General features: G+C 64.2%; 8 protein-coding genes and 1 pseudogene. All 9 read left to right on the top strand.

The genetic code is table 11. The annotated features are described in order from the left end of the window. The first annotated feature begins 136 nt into the window (after window positions 1-136). A complete protein-coding gene (gene ilvD / locus TV39_RS13175) occupies window positions 137-1,858 on the top strand; it encodes a dihydroxy-acid dehydratase (RefSeq protein ID WP_043482458.1) in 1,722 nt (573 codons plus the stop codon). Window positions 1,859-2,240: 382 nt separating this feature from the next. Then, a complete protein-coding gene (locus tag TV39_RS13170; RefSeq protein WP_011692380.1) occupies window positions 2,241-4,142 on the top strand; it encodes an acetolactate synthase large subunit in 1,902 nt (633 codons plus the stop codon). A gap of 2 nt (window positions 4,143-4,144) precedes the next feature. Beyond that, window positions 4,145-4,657 carry an acetolactate synthase small subunit gene (gene ilvN / locus TV39_RS13165; protein ID WP_011692379.1) on the top strand — a complete coding sequence of 171 codons (513 nt, stop codon included), beginning with the start codon at window positions 4,145-4,147 and terminating at the stop codon, window positions 4,655-4,657. A 57-nt stretch (window positions 4,658-4,714) separates the two neighbouring features. Beyond that, the gene (gene ilvC / locus TV39_RS13160) at window positions 4,715-5,740 is read left to right on the top strand and encodes a ketol-acid reductoisomerase (protein ID WP_043482456.1); all 1,026 of its coding nucleotides are present in this window, start codon (window positions 4,715-4,717) and stop codon (window positions 5,738-5,740) included. A 124-nt stretch (window positions 5,741-5,864) separates the two neighbouring features. Continuing rightward, window positions 5,865-7,454: a phosphoglycerate dehydrogenase gene (gene serA, locus TV39_RS13155; RefSeq protein ID WP_043482454.1), complete on the top strand. Its 1,590-nt coding sequence runs from the start codon at window positions 5,865-5,867 to the stop codon at window positions 7,452-7,454. A gap of 209 nt (window positions 7,455-7,663) precedes the next feature. Next, a complete protein-coding gene (locus tag TV39_RS13150) occupies window positions 7,664-10,459 on the top strand; it encodes an ABC transporter permease (RefSeq protein ID WP_043482452.1) in 2,796 nt (931 codons plus the stop codon). After that, window positions 10,456-11,211 carry an ABC transporter ATP-binding protein gene (locus TV39_RS13145; RefSeq protein ID WP_011692375.1) on the top strand — a complete coding sequence of 252 codons (756 nt, stop codon included), beginning with the start codon at window positions 10,456-10,458 and terminating at the stop codon, window positions 11,209-11,211. The genes TV39_RS13150 and TV39_RS13145 overlap by 4 nt, the downstream gene beginning before the upstream one ends. 64 nt (window positions 11,212-11,275) lie before the next feature. Then, entirely contained in the window at window positions 11,276-12,835 is a 1,560-nt protein-coding gene (gene metG, locus TV39_RS13140; protein ID WP_043482449.1) for a methionine--tRNA ligase, read from the top strand. A gap of 430 nt (window positions 12,836-13,265) precedes the next feature. Further along, a pseudogene (locus TV39_RS22730) lies at window positions 13,266-13,677 on the top strand (hypothetical protein); the annotation flags it as partial.

Raw genomic sequence — 13,677 nt, 5'->3', positions numbered from 1 at the left:
TTTCCGGGCAGGCGCGCAGCGTCCATCTCATTATCTGAGACGAGAGTCCACTATTTGATCGAAATATTCCCGGTTTTCGGCTTAACGGTCCGCTCCGGGTCGTTGGCGCCCATCATTGCGCCATAGACTTTGACCCATGAGTGAGGACACCCAAACCGCGACAGAAAACAAGCCGGACATCAAGCCCCGCAGCCGGGTCGTAACCGATGGAATCCACGCCGCGCCCGCGCGTGGAATGTTCCGGGCGGTCGGCATGGGCGACGACGACTTTGCGAAGCCCCAGATTGGCGTGGCAAGTTCCTGGAACGAGATCACTCCCTGCAACCTTTCCCTGAACCGGCTGGCCCAGGGCGCCAAGGAAGGCGTCCACGCCGGCGGCGGTTTCCCCATGCAGTTCGGCACCATCTCCGTCTCGGACGGCATTTCGATGGGCCACGAAGGCATGCACTTCTCCCTGGTGTCCCGCGAAGTCATCGCCGACTCCGTGGAAACCGTGATGCAGGCCGAGCGCATTGACGGCTCGGTGCTCCTGGCCGGCTGCGACAAGTCCCTGCCTGGAATGCTGATGGCGGCCGCGCGCCTGGACCTCGCCAGCGTGTTCCTCTACGCCGGCTCCATCATGCCCGGCTGGGTCAAGCTGGAAGACGGCTCCGAAAAGGAAGTCACCCTCATCGACGCCTTCGAGGCCGTGGGCGCCTGCGCCGCCGGCAAGATGAGCAGGGGGGACCTGGACCGCATCGAACGCGCCATCTGCCCGGGCGAAGGCGCCTGCGGCGGCATGTACACGGCCAACACCATGGCCTGCATCGGCGAAGCCCTGGGCATGTCCCTGCCGGGCTCCGCAGCCCCGCCCTCGGCAGACCGCCGTCGTGACGAGTTCGCACGCAAGTCCGGCGAGGCAGTAGTGAACCTGCTCCGCCTCGGAATCACCGCGCGCGACATCATGACCAAGAAGGCGTTCGAGAACGCCATCGCCGTGACCATGGCCTTCGGCGGCTCCACCAACGCCGTCCTGCACCTGCTTGCCATCGCCCGCGAAGCTGAAGTGGAATTAACGCTTGAGGACTTCAACCGCATCGGCGACAAGATCCCGCACCTGGGCGACCTGAAGCCGTTCGGCCGTTACGTGATGACCGACGTTGACAAGATCGGCGGCGTCCCGGTCATCATGAAGGCACTGCTCGACGCCGGGCTGCTGCACGGCGACTGCCTTACCGTCACCGGAAAAACCGTCGCGGAGAACCTGTCCGCGATCAACCCGCCGGACCTGGACGGCAAGATCCTGCGCGCGCTGGACAACCCGATCCACAAGACCGGCGGCATCACCATCCTGCACGGTTCCATGGCCCCTGAAGGTGCCGTGGTGAAGAGCGCCGGTTTCGACGCCGACGTCTTCGAAGGGACCGCCCGCGTCTTCGAACGCGAGCAGGGCGCACTCGACGCGCTGGACAACGGCCAGATCCAGAAGGGCGACGTCGTTGTCATTCGCTACGAAGGCCCCAAGGGCGGCCCCGGAATGCGCGAGATGCTCGCCATCACCGGCGCCATCAAGGGCGCGGGGCTCGGCAAGGACGTCCTGCTCCTGACGGACGGCCGCTTCTCCGGCGGGACCACCGGCCTGTGCATCGGCCACGTCGCCCCTGAAGCAGTCGACGGCGGCCCGATCGCGTTCGTCAAGGACGGCGACAGGATCCGCGTCGACATCGCCGGCCGCACCTTCGACCTGCTGGTGGACGAGGCCGAACTCGAAAACCGCAAGATCGGCTGGGAGCCGCTCCCGGCGAAGTTCACGAAGGGCGTCCTGGCCAAGTACGCCAAGCTCGTGCACAGCGCCTCTACCGGCGCATACTGCGGATAGCAACCCGCAGCCGCGCCGACCCAACTGACTGGCAGTTAACGTCGCCAAACACGCTTTTCGGAGCGTTAACTGCGAGTCAGTTGGGGATGGCGCTCAATCCGTGGACAATGGAGTCCATATAGTGAGACGGGGATGTGTGTCGTTGACACCCGTCTCACTTAGAGGGAAAACTGAACGCATGATCGCATTCGTTACCGTCGGCACCGCTCTGGGTGTATCCGTCGTCCTTACCAAGCGCGTGGCTCAATAGCCCGACTGGTAACGAACCGTCACGCGCAACCCCTCGAAGAGCCGCCAGGCTGAGGGGTTTTTTTATTTGTTTCAGATATTGCACCCGTCATGAGAACCACCCGCTAATGAAGATCCACAAAGGAAGAGTCCGATGAGCAAAGGATCGCCGATCAGCCCCTCGCTGATGGCTACAAAGTCCGCTGGAGCCCCCAAGGCTCCGGAACGCGCCGACCGCACGGCCGATGCCGGCGTCGAGCACGCTGCTGCTGTCTCTCCTGTCCTTGGACCGAACAACGTCGTACCCCCGACGGTGATGACCGGTTCACAAGCTATTGTCCGCTCGCTCGAAGAACTCGGCGTGGACGATATTTTTGGTTTGCCCGGTGGCGCGATCCTGCCCACCTATGACCCCTTGATGGCCTCGAGCATGAATCACGTGCTGGTCCGTCACGAACAGGGAGCCGGCCACGCCGCGCAAGGCTACGCCATGGTTACCGGGCGGGTTGGCGTTTGTATTGCCACCTCGGGTCCCGGGGCCACCAACCTCGTTACCGCCATCATGGATGCGCACATGGACTCCGTGCCGCTCGTTGCGATCACCGGCCAGGTGTCCAGCGGAGTCATTGGTACGGACGCTTTCCAGGAAGCGGACATCGTGGGCATCACCATGCCTATCACCAAGCACTCGTTCCTGGTGACCGACCCCAACGACATCCCGCATGTCATGGCGGAAGCGTTCCACCTGGCTTCGACGGGCCGGCCAGGCCCGGTGCTGGTGGATGTCGCCAAGGATGCCCAGCAAGGCCAGATGACCTTCTCCTGGCCGCCCAAGATCGACCTTCCCGGCTACCGCCCGGTGCTTCGCGGCCACAACAAGCAGGTTCGCGAAGCAGCGAAGCTGATTGCCGCGGCCAGCAAGCCCGTTCTCTACGTCGGCGGCGGCGTTGTGAAGGCCCACGCTTCCGCTGAGCTGCGGGAACTGGCCGAAATCACCGGCGCGCCCGTGGTCACCACCCTGATGGCCCGGGGCGTGTTCCCCGACTCTCACCCGCAGCACGTCGGCATGCCCGGCATGCACGGCACGGTCTCCGCCGTGACCGCACTGCAGCAGTCCGACCTCCTGATCACGCTGGGCGCCCGTTTCGACGACCGGGTGACCGGCGTCCTGAAGACGTTCGCGCCGAATGCGAAGGTGATCCACGCGGACATCGATCCGGCCGAGATCTCCAAGAACCGCACGGCCGACGTTCCGATCGTGGGCTCCGTCAAGGAGATCATCCCGGAGCTCACCGAAGCCGTGAAGACGCAGTTCGCTGCTTCCGGCAAGCCGGACCTGGAGAACTGGTGGACGTTCCTCAACAACCTGAAGGAAACGTATCCGCTGGGCTGGACCGAGCCGGAGGACGGCCTCACCGCACCGCAGCGCGTCATTGAGCGCATCGGTGCCCTGACCGGCCCCGAGGGAATCTACGTTGCCGGAGTTGGCCAGCACCAGATGTGGGCGGCGCAGTTCATCAAGTACGAACGCCCCCACGCCTGGCTGAACTCAGGCGGAGCCGGCACCATGGGCTACGCGGTCCCCGCGGCCATGGGTGCCAAAGTGGGTGCGCCCGACCGCGTAGTCTGGGCCATCGACGGCGACGGCTGCTTCCAGATGACCAACCAGGAACTGGCCACATGCGCCATCAACAAAATCCCCATCAAGGTTGCCGTCATCAACAACTCCTCTCTGGGCATGGTGCGCCAGTGGCAGACGCTCTTCTACGAAGGCCGCTACTCGAACACCGACCTGAACACCGGCCACCAAACGGTCCGCATCCCGGACTTCGTGAAACTGGGCGAGGCCTACGGCTGCGCGTCCTTCCGGTGCGAGCGCGCCGAGGACATCGACGCCACCATCCAGAAAGCCCTTGAAATCAATGACCGCCCCGTGGTTATCGACTTCGTGGTGAGCCCGGACTCCATGGTGTGGCCGATGGTGCCTGCCGGAGTGAGCAATGACCAGATCCAGGTCGCCCGCAATATGACCCCGGAATGGGAAGAGGAGGACTGATCATGACCCGCCACACGCTGTCCGTTCTGGTCGAAGACAAACCCGGTGTGCTGACCCGGGTCGCGAGCCTCTTCGCTCGCCGTGCCTTCAACATCAATTCCCTGGCCGTCGGCCCGACGGAAGTTCCGGGCATGTCCCGGATGACCGTCGTCGTCGACGCCGACGGTGACCTGATCGAACAGGTCACCAAGCAGTTGAACAAACTCATCAACGTGATCAAGATTGTTGAACTCACCTCAGAATCTTCCGTACAGCGAGACCACATCCTGGTCAAGGTACGTGCGGATGCCGCAACACGCCTGCAGGTGACCCAGGCTGCAGACCTGTTCCGCGCCTCAGTGGTCGACGTCTCCACAGACTCGGTGGTCATTGAAGCAACCGGCCATCCCGAAAAGCTCACCGCGCTGCTGTCAGTGCTGGAGCCCTTCGGCATCCGCGAAATTGTGCAGTCAGGCACCCTTGCCGTTGGACGGGGATCCCGCTCCATGAGTGACAGGGCACTACGCTCCGCGTAGTACCGCAGCACCACAGACTATTTACACCAGAGAATCCACTCAAAAGGAGTTACGCAAGTGACTGAAATGTTCTACGACGACGACGCAGACCTCTCCATCATCCAGGGCCGCAAGGTAGCCATCGTCGGCTACGGCTCGCAGGGCCACGCCCACGCCCTGAACCTGCGCGACTCCGGTGTCGAGGTGACGATCGCCCTCAAGGAGGGCTCGGCCTCGATCGCCAAGGCCCAGGATGCCGGCTTCACGGTCAAGAACGTCGCCGACGCCGCCGAATGGGCAGACGTCATCATGATCCTGGCACCGGACCAGCACCAGCGCTCGATCTACAACGACTCCATCAAGGACAAGCTGACCCCCGGCAAGGCCCTGGCCTTCGCGCACGGGTTCAACATCCGCTTCGGCTACATCCAGGCACCGGAGGGCGTTGACGTCATCCTGATCGCCCCCAAGGCTCCCGGCCACACTGTGCGCCGTGAATTCGAAGCCGGCCGCGGTATCCCGGACATCATCGCCGTCGAGCAGGACGCCACCGGCGCAGCCTGGGACCTCGCGAAGTCCTACGCCAAGGCCATCGGCGGCACCCGCGCCGGCGTCATCAAGACCACGTTCACCGAAGAGACCGAAACCGACCTCTTCGGCGAGCAGGCCGTGCTCTGCGGCGGTGTCTCCCAGCTGGTCCAGTACGGCTTCGAGACCCTCACCGAGGCCGGCTACCAGCCCCAGATCGCCTACTTCGAGGTTCTGCACGAGCTCAAGCTCATCGTTGACCTCATGTGGGAAGGCGGCATCGCCAAGCAGCGCTGGAGCGTTTCCGACACCGCAGAGTACGGCGACTACGTTTCCGGCCCGCGCGTCATCACCCCCGAGGTGAAGGAAAACATGAAGGCTGTCCTTGCCGACATCCAGAACGGCGCGTTCGCCAAGCGCTTCATCGAGGACCAGGACAATGGCGGAGTCGAGTTCAAGGCGCTGCGGGCCAAGGCGGAGCAGCACCCCATCGAGAGCGTTGGCCGCGAACTGCGCGGTCTGTTCTCCTGGCAGCAGCAGGACGAGGACTACGTAGAGGGCTCGGCAGCCCGCTAAGGCTGCCCTTAAGGACTCTCGGAAGTCACCAGTGAGGCCGGGTTCACACTTAACAATGTGAGCCCGGCCTTTCCGTCAGCCTAGACTTGATTTATCCCCCGGACTGCAACGCAGAGGATCAGCCGTGTCAAAACCCGTAGTACTGCTCGCCGAAGAACTTTCACCCGCCACAGTCGAGGCCCTGGGCCCGGACTTTGAAATCCGCCAGACCGATGGCGCCGACCGTTCCCAGCTGCTCTCGGCGATCGCGGATGTTGACGCAATCCTGGTTCGCTCCGCCACGCAGGTGGACGCCGAGGCCATCGCGGCGGCCAAGAACCTCAAGGTTATTGCCCGCGCAGGAGTCGGACTCGACAACGTCGACATCAAGGCTGCCACGCAGGCCGGTGTCATGGTGGTCAACGCACCGACGTCGAACATCGTTTCCGCTGCCGAACTGACCGTAGGCCACATCCTGAGCCTCGCGCGCCACATTCCGCAGGCCAGCGCCGCGCTCAAGGACGGCGAATGGAAGCGCTCCAAGTACACGGGCATTGAACTCTACGAGAAGAAGATCGGCATCATCGGCCTGGGCCGCATCGGCGCCCTCGTGGCCGCACGCCTGAAGGGTTTCGACACCAAGATCCTGGCCTACGATCCCTACATCACCTCCGCCCGCGCCGCCCAGCTGGGCGTGCAGCTGGTCACCCTGGACGAGCTGCTGGCGCAGTCCGACTTCATCACCATCCACATGCCCAAGACGCCTGAGACGGTGGGCATGCTGGGCGCTGAGGCATTCAAGAAGATGAAGAAGACCGCCTACGTCATCAACGTGGCCCGCGGCGGCCTGGTGGACGAGGAAGCCCTCCACGCCGCCCTGAAGGACGGCGAAATCGCCGGCGCCGGCGTTGACGTGTTCGTCAAGGAACCCAGCACCGACCTGCCGTTCTTCGAGATGGACAACGTGGTGGTGACCCCGCACCTGGGCGCATCCACCGACGAAGCCCAGGAAAAGGCCGGCGTCTCCGTGGCGAAGTCGGTTCGCCTTGCCCTGGCCGGCGAACTGGTCCCCGACGCAGTCAACGTTGCCGGCGGCGTCATTGCCCCGGACGTGCGCCCGGGCATCCCGCTGATTGAGAAGCTGGGCCGCATTTTCACCGCGCTGACCCACGCGTCCCTAACGCAGTTCGACGTCGAAGTTGCCGGTGAGATCTCCTCCCTCGACGTCAAGGTGCTGGAACTGGCTGCACTCAAGGGCATCTTCGCCGACGTCGTGACCGAACAGGTCTCCTACGTCAACGCCCCCGTCATTGCAGAGCAGCGCGGCATCAACGTCCGCCTCATCACCACTCCCGAAACAGAGTCCTACCGCAACCTGCTGACGCTGCGCGGTGCCCTCAGCGACGGCAGCCAGATCTCCGTGGCCGGAACCCTGACGGGGCCCAAGCAGATCCAGAAGCTCGTGGGGGTCAACGGCTACGAGGTGGAAATTCCCATCAGCGAGCACCTTGTGGTGGTGTCCTATGCGGACCGTCCCGGCGTGATCGGTACCATCGGCCACATCCTGGGCATGAACAACATCAACATCGCCGGCATGCAGGTTGCACGCCAGGCGGAGGGCGGCCAGGTCCTGGCGCTCCTGACCATCGACAGCTCGGTTCCGCAGCAGGTCCTTGACGCAATCAAGGCCGGCATCGGTGCCGAGATGGTCCGGGAAGTCGACCTCGAGGACTGACTACCCGCCTATTCGGTGAACTTCACGTGACAGAGGTTAACTTCTGCCACGTATGATTGGCCGGTCTGCGTACAATGGCTGGGTCCGATTTTCGGATCCGGCCGGCAGACCGGCCATTATTTTTTGCACATCCGGCAGGGGACGCCTTCACATCCATTAGGTGTGGACTGAGGTGTGCGCTCACGCAATCCAGCTTTTCAGGGAGCCCAATGAACGCCGTCCAGAGGTTCATCAGAAGCCGAGTGCTTTTGCTGACCGCGGCCATCTTGATCGTCGCCATGTGCCTGTCCGTCCTCGTCCAGGGCCAGTCGCAGGCGGCGCTCAACCGAACAGTCGACCAGAATTCCCGCGGACTCTATGACATCCTCGTCCAGGCGAAAGCGGGTTCCGGCGGAGCCCTCATGCAGCCGGAAATCGCCAACGGCCAGGGCGGCATCAGCTTCGACCAGCTGGACAGCATCCGCAAGCTCTCCGGTACGTCGGTGGCCGCCCCCATCAGCCTCGTGTCACGGGTGTCGCAGAACCTCGAATCCCCGCGGCTCGATGCCATGGACTACCTGGGATTCAACGCCGGACTTGTGGGGACGGCGACCGCCGGGGAGCCCGGCGGAACCGACCCCAGCAAGTGGCCGGCGGCGGAATCTGTCCTCACCGATGCGGCCAAGAAATACCGGCTGACAGCCAGCGCCGTAAGCTCGGACGGGCAGTCGGAACAGACCCTGTTCAAGTCCATGGCTGAGGGTTCCCTCGGCAAGGCCAGGCTCATCGAGGAGCAGACCGCCGGCGGCAAGAGCATCCGCATCGCGGGCGCCGAAGGGGAAACCGGCATCAAATTCCCGGCTCCCGCGGGCGGTTCCGAGCACAACCTCTTCAATCTTTCGGTGTCGCTTCCGCTGGCACCGCAGGTGACCGAGTCCGTGGTCGCCGTCGACCCCGTCTCCGAGCGTGCCCTGCTGGGTTCTGCCGGCGACTTCCTGGCACCGCTCGAAAAGGCGCCGCCGGCGGACGCGCGGAACGCCGGCGCCATCGGCCGGCATTTCGAGAGCCTGTTCACCTCGGGAATCAGCATGAAGGAGCTCGAGGACGGACCTGACTTCCTCGGCGTCAAGCTGAAGTACTGGGCGCCCCTGATGACCCAGTACCAGCAGGCAAAGCGCAACGGCCAGCTCACCGCCGATTCCCAGGCCATCCCGCTGATCGTCCGCTCCGGTACCTCCCTGGACCTCAAGTACTCGGTGAAGATCGAAGAAATCGACGACTCCGGAAACGTCGTCAAGGACGTCGGCATGGTGACGCGGTCGCTGGACAAGGACTACCTGCCGTTCGTTTCCAAGTCCCCGTTCTCGCTCTCCTGGCCGGGCTCGCAGGACTACTCCCAGCTGCTGGGGAACACCGGAAACTTCAGCCAGGGCCTCTACAACCCGGCAACGTGGAGCACCGACTTCGCCTCCGCCCCCAAATACACCGACGGTGCAACCGCCGGCAACGGCGCCGTGGACAAGACCGCCACTCCGGGGGAGTGGGTGACCGTCAACCGGCTTCCGGAAAAGGGTGCCGGCGGCGCGCCGGTGGACCAGACCCAGCGCGAGCCCGTTGACGAGCGCTCCTACCGCGACAGCCTGGAGACCGGCAGCAAGGTCGCGGCACCGTTGGCCATGGTCTATGGCACGTTCGACGCCGATAAGGTCAAGGAAGCCGCCGGTGACGTCAACCGGCTGCCCCTGGGCGGCTATGACCCCTCACCGCTTACCCTGACCGAGGACGCCCAGGGCAAGAAGGTGGAGAACACCGTACTTAAGCCCTCGCTGAGCGCCACGGGCCTGGTCAGCCAGTCCGCCGGGGCCATCACCGACTACTATGGCCTCGCCGCCGCCCGTGGATATGAACAGAACGCTTCGGTGATTGACGCCGTCCGGGTCCGGGCCAAGGCGCCCGGCAGCTGGAAGGAGTCGCAGCCGGAGGTCGAACAGCTCGCGGACGAAATCCGGGACATGGGACTGGAAGTAACGGTGGTTGCCGGCTCCGCGCGTGAAGACGCCAACATTTTTGTGCCGGGTTACTCGAAGGACGACGCCGGCAAGGAATCCGCGCTTGGCACCGTCACCCAGTCGTGGGTCCGCCAGGATGCCGCCGACGCCGTGTCCGGCTCCCTGACCGGAACCAACGTGACGCTGCTGTTCCTCACCCTGTGCGGCGCGGCCCTGCTGACCGGTGCCTCCACTGTCAGCTACATCCGCCAGCGCCGCCGTGAAGCCGGCACCCTCCGGGCCATGGGCTGGACACAAAAAAGGATCCGCAGCTGGGTGCTCGCGGAGTTCGGCGTGGGAGCGGCCCTTCTGGCGATCGCCGGCACCATCCTGAGCCTGCTCAGCTGGAACCTCGCCACGGTCATCGTTTCCGCATCAGTACTGGTCCTCTACGCCGCCGCGGCCTACTTCGCGGCACAGCAGCTGAGGCACCGTGACGAAGTTGACCAGGAACCGCAGCACGACGAGCGGCTGATCGCCGTCGACTCCCCGCTCACATTCGCCAACCGGCAGCTGAGCACCAACAAATTCAACACCATCTCACTGGCTGTGGCAGTGGGCGTATTCGGCGCCGCCGTGGGCGGTCTGATCGCCTTGCTGATCGACATCCCGAGGGCCGCCGGTGCGAGCGCACTGAGCGGACTGGCGGCGGCCAGCGTGGCGCTGCCGAGCATCATCCTGGCGCTCTCCGGGGTAGCCGTGGGCCTGGTGCTGACGCTCGTCACCGGACGCTTCGAGCTGCAGGCCAAGCGCCAGTACCTCGGCACCCTCGAAGCCATGGGCTGGAACCCGGACATGCTGGGCCAGGTCCGGCTGTTCGAAAACGCCCTCGTGGGCACCGTGGCCTTGCCGCTGGGCGTGGTTGGCGCCCTCGGCATCGGGCTCCTGCTCGCACCCTATGCTGCGCTCTGGGCCGCCCTGGCCGGACTCGTGGCTGTACTTTGCTGGATTCCAATTGCAACGAAAGTGGTCCAATGAACAACGACCTGAATCTCGACCGGATTCCCCAGGATGACGCCGGGGACGGCTCGCTCCAGACCCGTGCCAACACCATCCTGAAGGCCGCAGACCACGGAACCCCGCTGGAACTGAGCAACATCACCATCCGCTACGGCGGCCAGAAGGGCGGAGCCGACGCCGTCAACGTCGTCGAAGGCTTCGACCTGACCCTCCATGCCGGGGAAATGCACTGCGTCGCCGGCCGAAGCGGTTCCGGCAAGACCAGCATCCTGACGGTGGGCGCCGGGCTCACCCTGCCCACGTCCGGCCGTGTCTTCTGGGAAGGCCAGTCCCTGGAAAGCATGGGCGACGACGAAATCGCCGACCGACGCCGGGCCCTGATCGGCTACGTTGACCAGGGCGGGGCCCTGATCGACGGCATGAGCGCCTTGGAGAACGTGCTCCTGCCCGCCGTGCCGGACGGCGAAGTGGACCAGCGCCGCGATATGGCAAAGGACCTCCTGGACCTTGTTGGCCTCGGGCGGCGCATGCGCCACCGCCCTGCCCAGCTTTCCGGCGGCGAGCGTCAGCGCGTGGCGATCGCGCGCGCCCTTATCCTTGGAACCCGCGTCCTTGTGGTCGACGAACCCACGGCAAGCCTGGACCGGACCTCGGCCAACCGCATCATCAGCATCCTCAAGGACACCACGTCCGACGGAATTGCCGTGCTGGTGGCGTCACATGACCACGAACTTGTCCGGCTCAGCGATACCCTGACCGAACTGATCTAGATTTAGGGGTAGCATTCCCAGCCCCCGGTCCGCCACCGCTTCCGAAAAAAGGTAACTTCCCAGAGTGTCGTCTTCAGCCCAGACCCCGTTCTACATCACCACTGCCATCACGTACCCGAACGGCGTGCCGCACATCGGCCACGCCTACGAGTACATCGCGACGGACGCGATGGCACGGTTCAAGCGCCTGGACGGCTATGACGTGTTCTTCCTGACCGGCACCGACGAGCACGGCATGAAGATCGCGCAGACGGCCGAGAAGGAAGGCATCACGCCCAAGGAACTGGTGGACCGGAACGCCGAGATCTACAAGGGTGCCCATTCCGCCCTGGGAATCTCGTACGACCGCTTCATCCGCACCACGGACGAAGACCACTACGCCGCGTCCCAGGCCATCTGGAAGAAGATGGAGGCCAACGGCGATATCTACCTGTCCAAGTACGAAGGCTGGTACTCGGTCCGCGACGAGGCCTACTACGTTGAGGACGAGACCGTCGTCAAGGAGGACGGCCTCCGCTATTCGCGCGAGACGGATACAGAACTGACCTGGACGGCCGAGGAAAGCTACTTCTTCCGGCTCTCCGCCTACCAGGACAAGCTGCTGGCGCTGTATGAAGCACACCCGGAATTCGGTGCCCCGCAGTCGCGTTTCAACGAGGTCATCAGCTTCGTCAAGCGCGGGCTGGAGGACCTCTCCATCAGCCGGACGACGTTCGACTGGGGTGTTCCGGTTCCCGGCAACGACAAACACGTGATGTATGTGTGGGTGGACGCCCTGACGAACTACCTCACCGGTGTGGGCTACCCTGACACCGAATCCGAATCGTTCAAGAAGTACTGGCCGGCCGATGTCCACGTGATCGGTAAGGACATTTCCAGGTTCCACGCCATCTACTGGCCCGCATTCCTGATGAGTGCCGGGCTGGAGCTTCCCAAGCGGATCATGATCCACGGCTTCCTGAACAACAACGGCGTCAAGATGTCCAAGTCGCTGGGCAACGTGGTGGCGCCCTCGGACTTCGTGGCCCAGTACGGCCTGGACCAGGTGCGTTTCTTCTTCCTGCGCGAAGTGCCTTTCGGTGCTGACGGCAGCTACAGCCACGAAGCCATCGTGGGCCGGATGAACTCCGACCTCGCCAACAACTTCGGCAACCTCGCACAGCGCTCACTGTCCATGGTTGCCAAGAACTGCGAGGGCCGCGTTCCGGTCCCCGGGGACTTCACCGCGGAAGACAATGCCCTGCTGGCCCGGGCCAACGGCCTGCTGGATGCCGCCCGGGCAGCGTTCGAGAAGCAGGAATTCAGCCGCGCCCTGGAGGCCATCTGGGGCGTTCTGGGCGATACCAACGCCTACTTCGCCGAGCAAGCGCCGTGGGTGCTGCGGAAGACCGACGTCGAGCGCATGAACACTGTGCTGTACGTGACCCTTGAGGTGCTCCGCATTGTGGCCATCCTGGTGCAGCCGGTGATGCCGACGGCGTCCGCCGCACTTTTGGCGACCCTCGGCCAGCCCGACGGCGATGACCGCCGGTTCTCGGCGATCGCCACGCCGCTCGTTCCCGGGACGGAACTCCCAGCCCCTGCCCCGATCTTCCCGAAGTATGAGGAACCGGCCGAAGCCTAGAACGCGCAAGCCGGTTCCCGCTTGACGCCCCGAACCGGCCACCCCGAACAACCGGACGCTCCCCCACTGCCTTGGCACGTGGGGGAGCGTTCTTGGTACCGGCAGGAATCCCGATGCCCGGCTCAGGCGCTGGCGGCAGGCGGGTGAGTTTCCAAGTAGTCCGCTGTATGCATGCGAGTGAATATATTCACGAAGCAGGTAATTGGTATCTGCGCACGCCTGAGTAAACGCGTACCGGTTACTCGGGTTTAACCCTGGCCGCAAACCTAGCCTGAAAAGGCAAGCGAACTGATGACACTGTCTGGGGAGTAACTGTCACCTTCACTTCGCTGTTTGAGGTCTCACGCAGGTTTGCTTTTCCTGGTCTCGAAGACGGTTACTCCGCGCAGTCTGGTCAGTTCGAATCGGATTTGGTACGGAGGGACCGAACATGAAACGAACAATAGCCACACTGGGGGTGGTGGGGCTCGGTGTTATGGGGGCCTCAGTCGCGGCCTATGCCGCGCCGGGCTCCGAAAAGATCACCATCTGCCATGCCGACGGGTCCGGCCAATACCACGCCGTACAGGTCGACCTGAGCGGACTCAACGGCCACGGCGGCGACCCGGCCGACATCATCCCGACCAACAGCGGCGCCACCATGCCGCAGGGCCAGAACCTGACGCCGGCTAACCTCGCACTCCTGGCCCAGGGCTGCAAGGGTGGCGGGGTGGTGCCAACGACACCGCCGACCACTCCGCCGACGGATGAACCGACGGATGAACCGACGGACGAGCCGACGGGGCACCCGACGGATGAACCGACGGACGAGCCGACGGGGCACCCGACGGATAACCGACGGA

Origin of the sequence: Arthrobacter sp. SPG23 (genome assembly GCF_000876655.1) — a bacterium.
In the GTDB taxonomy this organism is placed as follows: Bacteria; Actinomycetota; Actinomycetes; order Actinomycetales; family Micrococcaceae; genus Arthrobacter.
Note: the sequence above shows the minus strand (reverse complement) of the source record. Positions and strands in the feature narration are given on the sequence as shown.

Coding starts and splice junctions, on each gene's coding strand:
- TV39_RS13170 (WP_011692380.1), top strand. CDS start 2,241: ATGAGCAAAGGATCGCCGATCAGCCCCTCGCTGATGGCTACAAAGTCC.
- ilvN (WP_011692379.1), top strand. CDS start 4,145: ATGACCCGCCACACGCTGTCCGTTCTGGTCGAAGACAAACCCGGTGTG.
- TV39_RS13145 (WP_011692375.1), top strand. CDS start 10,456: ATGAACAACGACCTGAATCTCGACCGGATTCCCCAGGATGACGCCGGG.
- ilvD (WP_043482458.1), top strand. CDS start 137: ATGAGTGAGGACACCCAAACCGCGACAGAAAACAAGCCGGACATCAAG.
- TV39_RS13150 (WP_043482452.1), top strand. CDS start 7,664: ATGAACGCCGTCCAGAGGTTCATCAGAAGCCGAGTGCTTTTGCTGACC.